This is a genomic window from Terriglobia bacterium, from assembly GCA_020072845.1.
Taxonomy (GTDB): domain Bacteria; phylum Acidobacteriota; class Terriglobia; order Terriglobales; family Acidobacteriaceae; genus JAIQGF01.
The window spans coordinates 89,778-105,826 of sequence record JAIQGF010000009.1 but is presented as its reverse complement, the minus strand read 5'-3'; the positions used below and the strand labels follow the sequence as shown (position 1 = coordinate 105,826).

15 protein-coding genes are annotated in these 16,049 nt (G+C 61.1%); 7 read left to right on the top strand and 8 right to left on the bottom strand.

Annotated elements, in window-relative coordinates; genetic code table 11:
- Positions 1–24 precede the first annotated feature (24 nt).
- The 4 genes from cysK to LAN70_09535 all read right to left on the bottom strand — a co-directional run bounded on the left by cysK (position 25) and on the right by LAN70_09535 (position 3,392).
- The gene (cysK, locus tag LAN70_09550; protein ID MBZ5511400.1) at positions 25–969 is read right to left on the bottom strand and encodes a cysteine synthase A; all 945 of its coding nucleotides are present in this window, start codon (positions 967–969) and stop codon (positions 25–27) included.
- A gap of 104 nt (positions 970–1,073) precedes the next feature.
- Entirely contained in the window at positions 1,074–1,658 is a 585-nt protein-coding gene (locus LAN70_09545) for a GerMN domain-containing protein (GenBank protein ID MBZ5511399.1), read from the bottom strand.
- Complete coding sequence (locus LAN70_09540; protein ID MBZ5511398.1) at positions 1,655–3,100, bottom strand: N-acetylmuramoyl-L-alanine amidase; 1,446 nt, start codon at positions 3,098–3,100, stop codon at positions 1,655–1,657. Before LAN70_09540 ends, LAN70_09545 begins: the two co-directional genes overlap by 4 nt.
- A 79-nt stretch (positions 3,101–3,179) precedes the next feature.
- Complete coding sequence (locus LAN70_09535; protein MBZ5511397.1) at positions 3,180–3,392, bottom strand: hypothetical protein; 213 nt, start codon at positions 3,390–3,392, stop codon at positions 3,180–3,182.
- Between the two features lie 387 nt (positions 3,393–3,779).
- Between LAN70_09535 and LAN70_09530 the strand changes: the two genes are divergently transcribed.
- Positions 3,780–4,664, top strand: a complete 885-nt coding sequence (locus LAN70_09530; protein MBZ5511396.1) for a helix-turn-helix domain-containing protein — start codon at positions 3,780–3,782, stop codon at positions 4,662–4,664.
- An 84-nt stretch (positions 4,665–4,748) separates the two neighbouring features.
- Positions 4,749–5,630, top strand: coding sequence for a hypothetical protein (locus tag LAN70_09525; GenBank protein ID MBZ5511395.1), 882 nt, complete (start codon positions 4,749–4,751; stop codon positions 5,628–5,630).
- Positions 5,631–5,911: 281 nt separating this feature from the next.
- On the opposite strand, the gene LAN70_09520 is transcribed toward LAN70_09525, so the two are convergent.
- Positions 5,912–7,372 carry a DUF1015 domain-containing protein gene (locus tag LAN70_09520; protein MBZ5511394.1) on the bottom strand — a complete coding sequence of 487 codons (1,461 nt, stop codon included), beginning with the start codon at positions 7,370–7,372 and terminating at the stop codon, positions 5,912–5,914.
- Positions 7,373–7,517: 145 nt separating this feature from the next.
- Here LAN70_09520 and LAN70_09515 point away from each other — a divergent pair, with 145 nt between their 5' ends.
- The 5 genes from LAN70_09515 (at position 7,518) to LAN70_09495 (ending at position 12,298) form a co-directional block, all read left to right on the top strand.
- The gene (locus tag LAN70_09515; GenBank protein ID MBZ5511393.1) at positions 7,518–8,585 is read left to right on the top strand and encodes a VWA domain-containing protein; all 1,068 of its coding nucleotides are present in this window, start codon (positions 7,518–7,520) and stop codon (positions 8,583–8,585) included.
- The gene (locus tag LAN70_09510; GenBank protein MBZ5511392.1) at positions 8,569–9,651 is read left to right on the top strand and encodes a VWA domain-containing protein; all 1,083 of its coding nucleotides are present in this window, start codon (positions 8,569–8,571) and stop codon (positions 9,649–9,651) included. The genes LAN70_09515 and LAN70_09510 overlap by 17 nt, the downstream gene beginning before the upstream one ends.
- A 187-nt stretch (positions 9,652–9,838) precedes the next feature.
- Positions 9,839–10,576, top strand: coding sequence for a ribonuclease PH (gene rph / locus LAN70_09505; protein ID MBZ5511391.1), 738 nt, complete (start codon positions 9,839–9,841; stop codon positions 10,574–10,576).
- Between the two features lie 78 nt (positions 10,577–10,654).
- The gene (locus LAN70_09500; protein MBZ5511390.1) at positions 10,655–11,662 is read left to right on the top strand and encodes a tagatose 1,6-diphosphate aldolase; all 1,008 of its coding nucleotides are present in this window, start codon (positions 10,655–10,657) and stop codon (positions 11,660–11,662) included.
- A 255-nt stretch (positions 11,663–11,917) separates the two neighbouring features.
- The gene (locus LAN70_09495) at positions 11,918–12,298 is read left to right on the top strand and encodes a hypothetical protein (protein MBZ5511389.1); all 381 of its coding nucleotides are present in this window, start codon (positions 11,918–11,920) and stop codon (positions 12,296–12,298) included.
- Between the two features lie 107 nt (positions 12,299–12,405).
- Here LAN70_09495 and guaA read toward each other — a convergent pair whose 3' ends face one another.
- The 3 genes from guaA to LAN70_09480 form a co-directional block, all read right to left on the bottom strand.
- Positions 12,406–13,971: a glutamine-hydrolyzing GMP synthase gene (gene guaA / locus LAN70_09490; GenBank protein MBZ5511388.1), complete on the bottom strand. Its 1,566-nt coding sequence runs from the start codon at positions 13,969–13,971 to the stop codon at positions 12,406–12,408.
- A gap of 76 nt (positions 13,972–14,047) precedes the next feature.
- Positions 14,048–15,034 carry a hypothetical protein gene (locus tag LAN70_09485; GenBank protein MBZ5511387.1) on the bottom strand — a complete coding sequence of 329 codons (987 nt, stop codon included), beginning with the start codon at positions 15,032–15,034 and terminating at the stop codon, positions 14,048–14,050.
- Between the two features lie 86 nt (positions 15,035–15,120).
- Positions 15,121–15,807 carry a lipid-binding SYLF domain-containing protein gene (locus tag LAN70_09480; GenBank protein MBZ5511386.1) on the bottom strand — a complete coding sequence of 229 codons (687 nt, stop codon included), beginning with the start codon at positions 15,805–15,807 and terminating at the stop codon, positions 15,121–15,123.
- Between the last annotated feature and the right edge of the window lie 242 nt (positions 15,808–16,049).

Below are 16,049 nucleotides of genomic sequence, written 5' to 3'. Positions count from 1 at the left end.
ACAAATTACCAATTACAAATTCTTCTACGGTCCTTCGAAAATGTTTTTCGAGAGATAGCGCTCCGCGCTGTCAGGGATCACGGTGACGACGCGCTTGCCGGCGCCCAATTTTTTCGCGACTTCAATCGTGGCCCAAACGGCGGCGCCGCCGCTGGAGCCGGCGAAGACTCCTTCCTCGCGCGCCAGGCGGCGAGTCATCTCAAATGCGTCAGGATCTTTCGCCATGATGACGCCGTCGGCCAGCTTCATGTCGGCAGTCTGCGGAATGAAGCTGGAACCGATACCCTCGACCTTGTGGTCGCCGGGCTGGCCGCCGCCGTAGATGGATCCCTGGGATTCAACCAGGTACGCCTGAGCGCGCGGGTTGCGCTCTTTCACGAATCGCGCCACGCCGGTGAATGTGCCGCCGGTTCCGGCGCCGAGCACCACCGCGTCCACCTTCTCCTGCATCTGCTCCCACATTTCGCGGGCGGTGGTTTCGTAGTGGTAGTCGGGATTGGCCTGGTTGGAAAACTGGCCGGCCATGAAGGAGCCCGGAATCTTGGCCGCGAGTTCCTCGGCGCGGTGGATAGCGCCCGCCATGCCTTCGTCGTCGGGAGTGCGAATCACCTCCGCGCCCAGCGCCTGCATGAGCACGACTTTTTCCTTGGCGAATTTCTGCGGAATGCAGACGATGACGCGGTAGCCGCGATTGACGCCGATCAGCGCCAGCCCGATGCCGGTGTTGCCCGCGGTCGCTTCCAGGATGGTCGAACCGGAATGCAGGCGCCCTTCGGCCTCGGCGCGCTTGATGATGCCAATGGCGGCGCGGTCTTTAATGCTGCCGCCGGGGTTCAGGTATTCGAGCTTGGCATAGACGTCGGCAACACCGGGCGGCGGAAGTTTCCGCAGGTGCAGCAGCGGCGTTTCGCCGACCAGCTCCGTGATGTCCTCGGCGACACGCAGGCGGAAGGCTTGTTGGAGCGTCATGGGAGGCACTCGACAGGGTAAGAGAGGCGGGGAGCGGAGTCAATTGCGATTGCGGATTGAAGATTGCCGATTCGCTGGTGAGCGTGATGGCTAATGGCTAACAGCTACTGCGCCACCGGAAACTGGTCGCCGGCAGCGGTGTCGTAGAAGTCGGCAAGATCGGCATGGCCGGCGAGGGTCTCGCGCTCCTTGCCTTCGACCAGAATCTTGATGCGGATGGTGCCGGGCAAATTCGCCGCCAGGGTTTGCGCGATGGAGGCGACCGTGAGTTGCTCCACCAGGATGCCGGAGCGGTGCGTGTCGGCAAAAGCAGCGTTGGCGTCCACGATCGCCATGTTGGGCTTGACCAGGAATACGTACTTGATGTCGGCGCCGCTGCCCAGCGGATGGGGCGAGTTTTTTTCCAGGTACACCGACAGCAGCGTGCGCAGGAGCTGCCGGGCACGTTCGCTGGGGTCGCCGGGCACGCCGATGGCCGCGTCCTGCCGGTGCAGCATGCCGTCGCGATCGCTGGCGATGTACAACGTGACGCGTTCGGTAGGACCGGAAATCGGCGGCGCGATGGGTCGCGTATCGAAGGCACGGATCGGCAGCCTTTCCGCCTGGCGCTTCAGCCGGAGGGCGTAGTAGCCCATCGCCGCGACCAGGATGACCAGGACCGCCAGCGCGATCTTGACCCGCGGGGTCATCGCAAACCTCCCGCCGCGCCCGCCCGTGATACCACCGGCTTGGTCGACCCGGCAACGCCTTCGGCGATGGCGGCGCAGACCGTCTGCTGGTAGGCAGCGCTGGTCAGCCCCGCGACGTCGGTCGCCGGCGGCATGATTTCGATGGCGATGGCCGACGCCGCAATGTTGTTCAGCGGCCGCAGCATGACTGGCGCCGTGGCCACCGGAATCTCACGCTTGGTGATTTCCGCCACCACGCTGCCCGCCAGCGCGCGGCTGCCGTCGAGAAAGGCGCTCTGGGCCGTGTCCCAGGGAAGAAAGCTGCCGGCGCGCGGCGCGCTCTCGCCGAGGTGGGCGGTATAAACACGCACCCCCGACCCGGTGGTTCCGGCGTGTAAGGTGATGAACACCAGCGGGCGTGCCGCATTGGCGATCGCCGCGCGCTGGTCGGAGGTGAGCGCGTTGTCGGCATCGCGCAATAGCGCCGCCGGAATTCCCTTCTGCTCAAGGGCCGCGCGCAGGCGACGCGCCCAGGCGAGCGTGACGTCCTTTTCCGCCAGCGTTGCCGAGAGCGCCGCGCCGCGATCGTCGCCGCCGTGGCCAGGATCAATCACCACGGTGGCGCGGGGGTGAGTGACCTGCGCCGCTTCCGGAGCAACCTGCACGGGCGCAGGGGCAGTGGGCGAAGCTGGGGGCGGCGGCGAGGGCGCGGCCGAGGGCGGTAAAGGGGCGGGGGCCTGCGCGCGCAATTGCGGGGCGGGCGCAATGGTGATGGTGCGATTCTGGTCGCTGAAGGTGGCCAGGACCGGTGCGCCGGAGTGAATCAGCAGTTCCGCCACGCCATCGTGCTCGGAAAAGTTCACCGCCCGAATGACCTTGTCGTCAAAGGCCTGCGTGCCGGCGGGCGCAACCACGGGCTCGCGCGAAAAGATCATGCGCAGCCTGCCGGGTTCGGTTGCGATGGCGGGGTTCACCGGGGCGGAAAAATGCAAAACCAGCTTCGCCCCGGCGGGCTGCAATTCGGCGGTGAAATGCGTGGCCGCACCGCCTATGAACACGCGCCTGGCCGGCTCCCTGACATCCACCGCGACCGGCACCAGGCGACCCAGCACGGCCGCAAGGGAGTGCAGCGGCACCAGGCCGCGCCCGTTCTCGATGACGAACGGAGCCGACAGTTGGAGATTCTTGCGATTGACTTTGGCCTTGGTTTTGCCGGTCTTAAATTCCGATTCGGTGCCGCTGAACTGCAGCTTCCACTTGTCGCCGGCTTGGTAGGCGCCGGCCGACCCCAGCGATGCGAGGACATCGAGCAGCGGCACGTACTCGTGGCCGTCGCGGTCCAGCACGTTGACGGCGTAGGAGGACTGCGGCGTGTAGATGCTCAGGCGCTTGTCGTCGGCGGCGGTGGCGGCGAGCGCTGCGATCGTGAGCACAATCGCGACGACCTGGTTCCAGGATTTCACCTGTGTTGAGAATCTTAACCCAGTCCCGAGTCCCGGTGCTTTGAGGCTCGCGTCTCGGCACTCGGGACTCGCGACTTCTTTACTCCATTGCGTATATCGTGGGATAGAAGTCGGTGGACTTTTGCGGCAGGACTTCGCCGGCGAAAGCGATATCGCGCACCTGGTCAATGCGTACCGGATTTACCAGAAAGGCGACGTTGGCTCCTGCCTGCGCCTGGCGGATGGCGTCGCCTGCCTCACGCACGTACTTGATGTTCTGCTGCTGGCGAATCGCTTCTTCCGAAATTCCCATGACGTGCTCGAAGTGACCATCGGCAGAGTGCTGCGAGCACCTAAACAATTTCCTTCATCCATGCAAGATCCGGCACTGAGGGGTTCGATCAGGCCGGGGATCTAGCACCGACAGTGATCAACAAGAGTTGTGATGTCAAGTTTCAAGCGTGACGAAGTAGTTTGGCGCTACTCGTCCTTTAACAAGGGTTAGTGTGCGATTGGACAGCCCCTTGGAGAATTAACGCCAAACAAACAGACCTGCAGGGACGTTCAGTTTTCCTTACATGTTGATTCCGGTCGTTTGATTATCTATACATTCCATGGGTGGGTCCCACCGGCATTGTTTGTAAATTGAATATTGACTTATCCACCGGACATGATTAATTTTCTGCGGAGGGAAATGTAGATGGTAAAACGCAAACAACAAGCAACCAATAGCGAGAATGATCTGCTTCTCGTGAAGGTGAAGGAGTTCGGCGAACAACTCAAAGAGACACGTGTTCGTCTCGACTACACGCAAGAAGACTTCGCGCGGCACCTTGGCGTCAAACGACAAACGCTCAGTTCATGGGAACAGGGTGTCACGACGCCTGATGTGAGAACCCTTCTCAGATTGAAGCAGATTGCAAAAGAGAAGGCTCCGGTAGACCTTGGCGATTTACTGGGCGAGACCAGGTGGGATTCTGGACGCACCCCGGTATCATTTGCGATTCGGTTGCTGCAGACGATTGATGCGATGGGAATTAGAAATGCATACAAGAACCGCACAGACGCACTCAACGGTTTCTACCCCGTCCTTGAAAAGGAAGCGGACTCTATCAGTGTTGTCTGCTCGTCCTTCATGGGCGTCATAAGAGTCGCCCCGCAGAAGGTATCCCTTCTTCTCCAACACAAAGCAAAGACCATCACCTGGCGGATTCTCATGACGGACCCAGACGTTAGCAACTTGCGGGAACAGCAGGAGGTTAGGGAAAAGGGGTCAATTGCAAACGAGATCTGGGAGTCGGTGAATACGATCACCCAGGACTGGGGCATCAGCAAGGAGAGCATTCGATTTTATCGAGGCGCGCCCACCGTATTTATGCTTTTTACTCCAGAAAGGTTGCTACTGAACCCATATACCTACCAGACGGAAGCGTTCAAGACGTTTACGCTCGAGGTGGCGCGGACTGAAAACAGCGAGGATATTTACGGTCAATATGTAACTAACCACTTTGAGCGTTCCTGGCAGGGGCCGAACGCGGTTCTGCTCAAGGATGTGGTACGTGACGGCACGACGCGACAGCGTTAGCACATCCTTGCGGACGGAGATCGTATCAGCGAATGGCGGGGTTGGCTTCCTGAAGTAGGTTCCGGTAACCAGACGGAGGTAAGTATGACAATTCGCGATCGGTTCGGCAAAATACGTGGATCTTTGTTTTGGAAGGTCCTCTTTTTTGGTGCAGTGGGAATTGCAAGTGCCGCAGTTCTCTCGCGATACGAGCAGTTCGGTCTCGTTAGGCTGGGTACAGAATTCTCGATCGCTCTCGCCATCTCTTCTTTTGTTGCGCTGGGTGTCGAGCATCTACTCCATCAGTCCCTTCTGCAGGAACTCGAGTCTATCCTTAGGTTTCTGGAGACACATTTCGGGCTGTTGAAAGCAGGACACGAACTGAAAGTCGAGGATATTCTCTTGCGCTATGGTGATGACCATGGACAGCGCGCTTCCGAGAGAATCAGGGAGGCCATTACAGAGCAGCTTGAGACTAGGCGGGGCGAAATCCTAGTTGCGTGCGTCGCGGCACCCGGTTTCTTTCGTTCTGATGCAGAAATCGGAAGGATTCTGTGGAAGCGCATGACTGACGATCCAGGACAATGCAAACTCAGGGTTCTCCTGCTATGTCCGGAGTGTGAATGGGCTGAGATAAGGAAAGGCCTAGAACCCTATCACCCGACGAAGTCGGACATTCGCAACAGCGGCAAATGGCTTGAGCAGTTGCGGAGAGCCGCTCCAGACAGAGTCGAGTCCCGCTGCTACGACCTCCCGCCTTTTGCGTTCGTGTTGATAACAGACAAGCTCCTTTTCATCGAGCCTTATCCGTTTGCCACGGCCACGGCAGCAGAAGGTACCATCGGCGGTAAGACTCCAATGTTGGTCCTAGGTGACAATTCAGAAGTGTCCGTCAAGTGGAAGGAACACTTCAAAATGATTTGGAATCATCCGGAAACCCATCAGTTTGGCGACCATCAGAACCTGTCTCTTGCTGAGGGGGCCTAGCGTAGCCCACGATCCGGCAACGATACGGGTCAGCTGCCAAGAATTCAAGCTTGGGGGTCCTCTTGGGGGTTGCGCGTGGATTCCGGAATGCGCGCGGTAACAGCGGTGACTCGACCGACAATGTCCGCGTCTCCCGGGTAGCGCACCTTCCGAATTTGCCGCGCTAATGCGGGCACGGGACGAGGATCAAGTAGGAGGCATCGAGTTCGCACCAGCCGCATATTAGCTATCGCAAACTTCCGAACTCACCGCTGCCAACTTCCTGATCTATGGCATCGATCTCAACGAACGACCCCAGTCGTAGAAAAGGGTGCATGGGTGTAATCTTCAAGGCCGATGCACCCATCGAGCGAATTCCTCCAATCCATCTGCCGAACTAATGCGGCAGGTACTTCTCCCCAACTCTCGAACATGCGCGAGAATAGTCCCGAGCCCTGAGTCGCGAGTCGCGAGAACAAAGACCGAAAATCGACCCGCGGCTCGGGACTGACTCGGGACTTGGGATAGAAGTCGGTGGACTTTTGCGGCAGGACTTCGCCGGCGAAAGCGATATCGCGCACCTGGTCAATGCGTACCGGATTTACCAGAAAGGCGACGTTGGCTCCTGCCTGCGCCTGGCGGATGGCGTCGCCTGCCTCCCGCACGTACTTGATGTTCTGCTGCTGGCGAATCGCTTCTTCCGAAATTCCCATGACGTGTTCGAGCAGGACTTTGTGGAGGTGCACTAAGTCGAGTTGGCGCTGGCGTGCCGATACTGCCGCCAGCACCGCATCGGCGGCGCCCGAGCGAGCGCGCAGCAGAAATGCCTCGTGTCCTATCACCGCGACGAAAGCGGTCCCCTGCTGCCCGGCATGTTGGAGGAGAGCGACCAGGCCGGCCGGATCGGTGGTGGCGGCCTGCTCAACGCCGAAGTATGGGAAGGCGCTGCGCAGGAAGAGGTCTTTATCGAAACCGGACAGGCCGCTCACCACGCGGTGGGTAGGCAGGATCACCAGCCCGGGCGCGTCCATGTTGACGAAGGTCATCACCACGTAATCGTAGGGCGCATCGCCTTTGCCGCGAGCGGCCGCGGCGCGCTCGTCGCGGTAGTCCTGAGCGGTTTCGTAGCGATGGTGGCCATCGGCGATGATGGTCTTCTTGTCCGCCATCAGGGCCGCCACGCGGCGGATCGTCTCGCGGCTGGAGATGCGCCACATGCGGTGCTGGACGTTGTATTCATCGCGCACGTCAATGTCCGGCGGTGCGGTCGTCTGCAGGAGGCCGTCCACTTCGCCGCGCGGATCGCTGTAGACCATGAAAAGCTGCTCGAATTGCGCGCGGGTGGCACGCAACAGATTCAACCGGTCCTGCTTGGGCTTGGCCAGGGTTCGCTCGTGACGAAAGACCACACCCTCGGAATAGTCATGAATACGGCCGAGCGCAATGAACCCGCGGCGCTCGGTCTCCTCACCGGTCCCGGAAACCATGAAGCGCTGGGAATACGCGTACAAGGACGGTTCAGGATCGGCGCGCAGGATGCCCTGCTCGCGCCACGACGCAAAATGCGCCGCCGCAGCCTGGTAGACGTCAGGCTGTTCCACGTCCGGATTCCCCAGGATGATCCGCACCAGGTTGAAGGGGCTGGCCTGGTAGTAGCGCGCCTGCATCTCCGGCGAAATCTTGTCGTAGGGCTGCGTAACCACATCGCCGATGGAGACTCTCATCGAGTCATACCGGAAAGCAGAAAAGGGTGCGATCTCCATGCCGCCGATTGTAATCCGTCTGAACTCGTCCCGGGCAGGTCGTGGCTGGAGCGCGCGAGGGAAAATCCGGTTCGCCCGCCTGTGGTACCATCGAACCACACGAGGCACTATGACCCGCCGCAGCAGCCAATGCGGGTCTCGCCGCATGGCGACGCATCCTCTTCAGACTGTGCTCCTGACTCAGTCACCATCGGCCGCAGATCCGTCGCATCCCTCCCGATACTTACGGCTGCTCGCGTTCCTGTTGGTGGCGGCGCTGATATTCGTCCCTGGCGGGTTGGCACAAAACCAGGACGAAGTTCACATCCAGCCACACGCCAAGCCGTCCGACACGGCGCTGGCGGCCAAGTCGGCTGACCCGGCGCTGAAGACTCACACTAAACCCATGCGGGTGGACGTGGACCTGGTGCTGATCCCCGCGACCATCACCGACCCGATGAACCGGCTGGTCACGGGCCTGGAGCGCGACAATTTTGAGCTCTTCGAAAACGGCGAGAAGCAGGAAATCCGGCACTTTTCCAGCGAAGACGCGCCGCTTTCGCTGGGCGTCATTTTCGACATGAGCGGGAGCATGAGCAACAAGATCGAGAAGTCGCGGGAGGCCGTGGTCGAGTTTTTCCGAACCGCCAACCCGCAGGACGAATTCTTCATCATCGCCTTCTCGGAACGGCCCGAGATGCTCAGCGACTTCACCTCATCGGTGGAAGACATCCAGGGCAAGCTGGTTACCATCATTCCCAAGGGCCGCACCGCCTTGCTGGACGCGATTTACCTGGGCCTGAGCAAGATGCGCCACGCGCACCAGCAGAAGAAGGCGCTGCTCATCATTTCCGACGGCGGCGACAACCACAGCCGCTATACGGAAAGCGAGATCAAGAACCTGGTGAAAGAGGCCGATGTTCAGATTTACGCCATCGGCATCTTCGACTCGACCCCGCGGACCGAAGAGGAGCGCATGGGCCCGACCATGCTGGCCTCGATCACCGATGTGACCGGCGGGCGGACATTTACCATTGATAACCCAAACGAGCTGGCCGACGTGGCGACCAAGATAGGCGTCGAGCTACGCAACCAATATGTGCTTGGGTACCGTCCAAAGAAACCAGGGCACGATGGCAAATGGCGCAAGGTGAAGGTAAAACTGAATCCACCCAAAGGCCTGCCGCCTCTGCATGTGTATGCGAAAACGGGTTACTATGCTCCCACGGAATAGGTTCCTGCTCCTGCTCGTGTCCCTGATTGCGCTGAGTGTTTGGCTGGGGGCGCAAACCTCGTCTTATCCCGGTGAGGCGCCCGCCCGGCCACCGGCGCAGGGTTCCGGCCAGCCGCCGGGAGCCGCCGAGCCGCTGCCCGGGGATGCGCCCAATCAGCCGGGCAACACCGTCCAGGCGCCCGCAGGCAGGCCGCAGGGACAGGAGCCGTCGCGCGAGGACAACGGCGTTTTCGTATTCAAGAAGCAGGTGGAGGAAGTCGTCCTGCACGCCACCGTGCTTGACGACAAGCACCGCCTGGTCACCGGCCTCACGAAAAACGATTTCCAGGTATTCGAGGATGGAGCGCCGCAGCAGATCACCTCATTCCGCCGCGAAGACATCCCGGTGGCGCTGGGAATCGTAATTGACAACTCCGGCTCGATGCGCGACAAGCGCCCGCAGGTGAACCAGGCGGCCGTCAACCTGGTGCGTTCCAGCAATCCCCAAGACGAAGTCTGCGTGGTGAATTTCAACGACGAGTACTACCTCGACCAGGACTTCACCAACCAGATTCCGCAGTTGCAGGAAGCTCTGTCCCGCATCGAGTCGCGCGGCGGCACCGCGCTGTATGACGCGGTGGTCGCTTCCGCCGAGCATTTGAAGAAAAATGCCCGCCTCGACAAGAAGGTTCTGCTGGTAGTGACCGACGGCGAGGACAACGCCAGCCGCGAGTCGCTGGAGCAGGCCATCCGGCGGCTGCAGGCTGAGAATGGACCGACGGTCTATACCGTCGGCCTGCTCGGCGAAGAAAAACAGCGCCGCGCCCGCCGCGCCCTGACCGAGATGGCCGAACAGACCGGAGGGATCGCTTTCTTCCCCAAGAACCTCGGCGAGGTTGATTCCATCACCCAGTCGGTGGCCCACGATATCCGCAACCAATACACGATCGGGTACAAGCCGGTCCGCCCGCAGGCGCAGGGCGGATATCGCACCATCAAAGTGGACGCGCACGCGCCCGGATACAAGCACCTGATGGTGCGTACCCGCAGCGGGTACTATCCCGGGCAGGAGCGGGCGGCAAAGTAATTTGCAATTGGTAATTTGTAATTTGTAATTTCGGACGTGCGCCTACAATGGCGTTTTTCCTCCCGGTCCATTTGGGGCTGACACAATTCAGGCCACCAGCAGGCTCCGGCAAATTGCCAATCACAAACTACAAATTACCAACCACCAATCCCACCAGCCTCAAGCACTGATTTACAATTCAAACCCCATGGTTTATCGCAGCGATAACCGCACGCCGGAGCAGATGCGCCCCGTCAATATCGTCCCTGACTTCATCTCCACCGCCGAAGGCTCCGCGCTGATCGAACTGGGCAACACGCGCGTGATCTGCACCGCGTCGGTCGAGGAATCGGTGCCCTCGTGGATGCGCAACGGCGGCAAGGGATGGATCACCAGCGAGTACGGCATGCTGCCGCGCTCCACCCTGACGCGCTCGCCGCGCGAGTCGGCGCGGGGACGCGTCGGCGGGCGGACGCATGAGATTCAGCGCCTGATCGGCAGGTCATTGCGGGCGGTGGTGGACCTTGCCCGGCTCGGTGAGCGCACCATCTGGATCGATTGCGACGTCATCCAGGCGGACGGCGGCACGCGGACGGCCTCGATCACCGGCGCGTTTGTGGCGCTCGGCCTGGCCATGCAAAAGCTGGTGGAAGCCGGCACGCTGACCCATGCGCCGATTCGAGACTTCGTCGCCGCCACCAGCGTGGGCATGGTGGATGGAGAGATCATGCTCGACCTCAGCTACGAAGAAGACTCGCGCGCCGAGGTGGACATGAACTTCGTCATGACCGGCGCCAAGAAAATGGTCGAGGTGCAGGCAACGGCCGAACAACGCGCCTTCGACGACGCGCAACTCAGGCGCATGATCGAGTTGGCCAAACACGGCGTGGAATCGCTGATCGCGAAACAGCAGGCGGTGCTCAGCAATCTGCTGTTGCGGCAGTAGGTCACGCGGTAGAATGTCCGGTTTGCAGTATCAGACCTTTTGTCATCGATCGTTACCAAGCACCTGAGGAGGTGTCGCGTGAAGTTGACTCCTGGAAAGTTGTCCGGACTGAAAGCAGTTTCGACCGAGCGCGGGATCATTGCCGCGGCGGCCATGGACCAGCGTGGCTCGCTGAAGAAATCCCTCGCCAAGGAAAAAGGCGGCGAGATCACCGACCGCGACATGGAAGAGTTCAAGGCCTTGGTGACCGAAGTTCTCACGCCCCATGCCAGCGCCATCCTGCTGGATCCCGAGTGGGGGCTGCCCGCGTCGAAACGCCGCAGCCGCAATGCGGGACTCCTGCTGGCCTACGAGAAGACGGGGTACGACAAGACGGGTGCCGGCCGCTTGCCCGACCTGCTGGACCACTGGTCGGTGCGCCGGCTGAAGGAACATGGCGCCGACTGCTGCAAGATCCTGCTCTACTACACTCCCTTTGATCCCAAGAACATTAACGATCAGAAGCATGCCTGGGTGGAGCGCATCGGTGACGAATGCCGCGCCAACGACATCCCGTTTTTCCTCGAATTCGTGGGCTACGAAGGCGACATGGACGAAAAGGGATTCGAGTTCGCCAAGCGGAAGCCGGAGGTCGTGAAAGGCTCCATGGCCGAGTTCACCAAGGACCGCTACGGCGTGGATGTGATGAAGGTGGAAGTGCCGGTCAATATGAAGTACGTCGAGGGCGCGCGCTGCTACGCGGGCCAGAAAGCCTACTCCAAGCAGGAGGCGATCAACCACTTCCGCGACGCGGCACGGGCGGCCACCAAGCCGTTCATCTACCTGTCGGCGGGGGTGAGCAACGCCGAGTTCACCGAGGGGTTGGAAACGGCGGCGGAAGCGGGTGTCAAGTTCAACGGCGTGCTCTGCGGCCGCGCCACCTGGAAAGAGGGCATTCCGATTTACGCCAAGCAGGGCGCCGAGGCGTTCCGCAAGTGGCTGCAGGACGAGGGCGTGAAGAACATCAACAACGTCAATGAGAAGCTGAAGGCAGCGACACCGTGGTTCGACATGTACGGAGTGCAGGCGGAAATGGCGAAAGCGTAGCAACCACGCTGAGTGGCGAGTGGTGGGGCGCGGCGTGGCTGCCGCGCCCTTCTGTTTCAGCCGTCATCCGGAGCAGGGTTGGCAAGAGTTTTCAATCACAAAACGCAAACCACCGATTAAGAAATGTTTTTCTCCCCAATGACTTGCCTCGCCGCCGGTGCGGGTGTATACAGCGGGGAACGCTGCGGCAGGCGCGTGGGGCGCGGCCGCGCGCGGAGTTCACGCAAGTTCCAGCCTTTTCGCCGGAGGTGTGCGATGGAGCGCGTCCGGTTTTTCGATCACGATGGTCACCGCATCTTGCTGCTGGATTGCACGGGCTGCGGGCCCAACGAACTTCTCGAAGTCTTCGAACAGGCAAAATTGACAATTGCCGCTGAGCCGCCGCATTCCTTGCTGACGCTCGCCGACTTCACCGGCGCGCACTTCAACCGGCAAGCGGCCGATCAGATGAAGATCACCGCAACCTACAATCGGGCGCACGTGCTGCGGTCGGCCATCGTCGGGGTGGAGGACCTGCCGGACGTCTACTATCACAACCTGGTCTCGTTTTCGGCGCGCGAGTTCCCCGCCTTCAAGACGCGCGAGGAAGCCATGGACTGGCTGGTGAGCGAGAAGGCCGAGCGCGCCACCGGCTGAGCAAGATTCTCGGTTATCGGTTCTCGGTTTTCGGTTCTCGGTTATCCGGCCTTGCGCGCGGTTCGAGAACCGACAACTGTGAACCGATAACCCTTATGCTTTAGCGGCTATTCCCACTCAATCGTTCCGGGAGGCTTCGACGTTACGTCATAAACCACCCGATTGATGCCCTTCACTTCGTTCACCAGGCGCGTGGCAATGCGCTTGATGACCTCCCACGGAAGTTCGACAACGTCGGCGGTCATGCCGTCTTCGGAGTGCACGGCGCGGACGGCGCAGGTGTAAGCGTAGGTGCGCTGGTCGCCCATCACGCCCACCGACATGACCGGCAGCAGCACGGCAAAAGCCTGCCAGATTTTGGTGTACAAGCCGGCGGCCTTGATCTCGCTGACCACCACGTCGTCGGCTTCCTGAAGAATGGCAATGCGCTCGGCAGTGACCTCGCCCAGGATGCGCACCGCCAGTCCGGGCCCGGGGAACGGCTGGCGCTGAAGAATTTCCTCGGGCATGCCGAGATCGCGGCCAATGCGGCGGACCTCGTCTTTGAACAAGTCCTTCAGCGGTTCGATCAGCTTGAGCCGCATTTTTTCCGGCAGCCCGCCGACGTTGTGGTGCGACTTGATGGTCTGCGAAGGGCCGCGTACGGAGCGCGATTCAATGACGTCGGGGTAGAGCGTTCCCTGGACCAGGAATTCCGGTTCCTTATGGGCGGTTTTGCGCCGGTCGCGGACGACGATCTTCAGTGCCTGCTCTTCGAAGACCGCGATGAACTCGTTGCCGATGATGCGGCGCTTTTTCTCCGGGTCGGCCACGCCGGCCAGCTTGGCGAGGAAGCGGCGCGAGGCGTCCACGGCGACGACCTGGAGACCGAGACGGCGCAGGTTGTGCTGCACCTTTTCAAATTCGTTCTTGCGCAGCACGCCGTTATTGACGAAGACGCAGGTCAGACGCTCGCCGATGGCGCGCGCCACCAGCGTGGCCGCCACCGATGAGTCCACCCCGCCGGAGAGCGCGCAGATGGCGTGCGCGTGCGGGCCCACCGTCTTTCGGACGTTCGCCACGGTCTCGTCAATGAAGCGCTGCGCCGTCCAGTTGGGCTCGGCGCCGCAAATATCGAAGACAAAATTCTTCAGGATCGCCGTGCCCTGCGGCGTGTGGTGAACTTCGGGGTGGAACTGCACGGCGTAGTAGCGGCGGGCGGGGTCTTCCATGGCAGCCAGCGCGGTGGCGCTGCGCGCGACCGAGTGGAATCCGGAGGGCAGCTCAAGGGCATGATCCCCGTGCGACATCCAGACCTTGATCTTGCGCGGTATGTCTTTGAACAACGGCGAATCGTTCTCAAGCTTGACGTCGGCATGGCCGTATTCACGCTTGTCGCCAGGTACGACTTTACCCCCGAGAGCGTGCGCCATGTATTGCAGCCCGTAACAGATGCCGAGCATGGGCACGCCGATCCCCAGGACCCGATTGTCCGCCGGCGGCGCATCCTTGTCGTACACCGAGGAGGGGCCGCCGGACAAAATGATGCCCACCGGACCGCACTTCTTGATCTCTTGCAGGGAAGCGGTGCAGGGGAGCACGACGGAGAAAACATTCTGCTCGCGGATACGGCGCGCAATGAGCTGCGTGTACTGCGAACCGAAGTCGAGGATGACGATGGATTGAGGTTCCACTTTGTAATGTCTCAGATGTCCGAGGCGGAGTAAAGCGCCTGGTCAGGATCAGGGTAGCAAATTCAGCGCTCAGCTATCAGCTGTCAGCCTCGGAAGGCAGCTTGATGATCGGCTCGGGTGCCGGGGCTATGGCCTGAGAGCTGATGGCTGATGGCTGAGAGCTCTCGTCCAATGCTACCAATGCCGCCAGGCGCGCGATGTACAGGAAATCGGCGACGGCGAAGTAAATCAGAGCGATGACCAAGCAGAGTGCGATCGACTTCGCCGCGCTGGCCTGGCTGGCGAGGAGGGCGGCAACGAATGCCGCGACCAGCGCGGCGGCGCGCAACAATCCGAAGCAGGATGCAATGCCGACGTACGGACCGGGAACGCGGCGGTAAAAATCCACGGAATCGGCGATGGATCGGAGCGCCGGGTGGCCCTCGCGCACGATCCAGATGGGGGCAAGCGCCAGGAACCAGTTCACCACCGACCAGAAAAATCCAATCAGCGCGGCAACCAGGATGCCGACCAGCGCAGCGGCGGCGGGATTCTGGACCGGCATCGCGAGGCCGGTGAGGAACAGCGCGCCGAGGAAGGCGATCAGGGCAGCCAGCGTGAAGACGGCGCGCATGAAGTTTAGCGCCAGGAGAGGGCCGAAATGCAGGTCCCTCGGCTCGGACGCGCCTGCGTCGCTCAAGCGCAGGGCACGCGGGTCGGCCGGCGCGTCCTCACTCGGGATGACAATTGTCGAAAAAAGGGATTGTAAGGTGATGGCGCGGCCAAGGGTGGCGGCGGCGATCCACAGCACGGCGATCGCAGGCGCCAGCACCAGGCACTCGCGCGCCAACTGCGGCAGGACCTGGACAATGATGTGCGCACCGGCATCGGCGATCAGAAAAACATCGCTGTGACGGGCGAGCAGCAGTTCGGCCTGGGTGATATCCACGTGCGCAAGGATGCGTCGGATGGCGATGATGACCAGCGTCCACGCTGCTGCCCCGAATGCCCATCGCCAGGCGATCTCGCCCAGCGCGAGCGCGGGCCGGCGAACCACGGCGCGGAATCCGGCGCGAATGTGCATCTGGTTATCGGTTCACGGTTGTCGGTTTACGGTTGTCGGCACCGATTAAGACCGATAACCGAAAACCGTTAACCGAAAACCAATCTTCACTTCGAGCGCTTGGGAGATTTGTGGCTGAGCACGCCGATCAGTTCCCTGCCCGCTGGCGGCGTTCCGACCTTGCCCCCCTGCACGATGTCGCGCGCGTCGAGCTTCTTGCCATAAAGATTCTGGTTGGCGCCGCCGTCGGAGCGGAGCGTGGACCCCTCCAGCGATACGCCGGCAAACAGGCCGCGCGAGCGTGAGTAGCTGAGGATCTCGGCGCGCATGACGATATCGGTCGCGGCAGCGGCATCGCGGCCTTTCGGACCTGCGGCCGCGGCGGCATCAGCGCCCAGCTTGATTTTGCTGGAGAGAACGGAGTCGGCGCCGCGATCGTTCATCACCAGCAACACGAAGTCGGTGGCTTGTCCTCCGAGCTGAATCCCGATATTCCCGCCTTCCAGCGCCATCATGGCCGGTGCGCTCCACGGGCCACTGTGGTTCTTGCCGGTCCGGCAGGTGATGGCGCCGCGGCCGTAGCTGCCGCCAATGCCGATGGCAACCTTCAACACTGATGGGAACACGATCACACACTCCGCTTTATTGAGAATGCTCTGTGGGATTCCCTCCGGAATGTTGAGGATCTCCTTCATCACCGTGCCCGCTTCCTGCAGGCGTTCCTGTTCTTTCTTCTGCGCGAACGCGGGAGCGGCGATGGCCAACATGACTGCGAGGGCGATCAATTTGCGCATAAGTCACCTCGATTGGAGTTCCCCAACATTCTAGTCCCAAGGCGGGAGATCCCCCGCTTCGCTCGGGATGAGCGCGCGGGGCTCACACGCCCCACCAACGGGTAGTGGGTCAGTTTAAGTTTTGCTGATGTTTGAATGCATATCGCCCAACAAACACAGCAATTACGACTGAACATCCGGCAGCGAAGAAAAGGGCGTACCAGGTAATCAAACCTGAAAACCAAGCGTTCGGCCACTGTCGG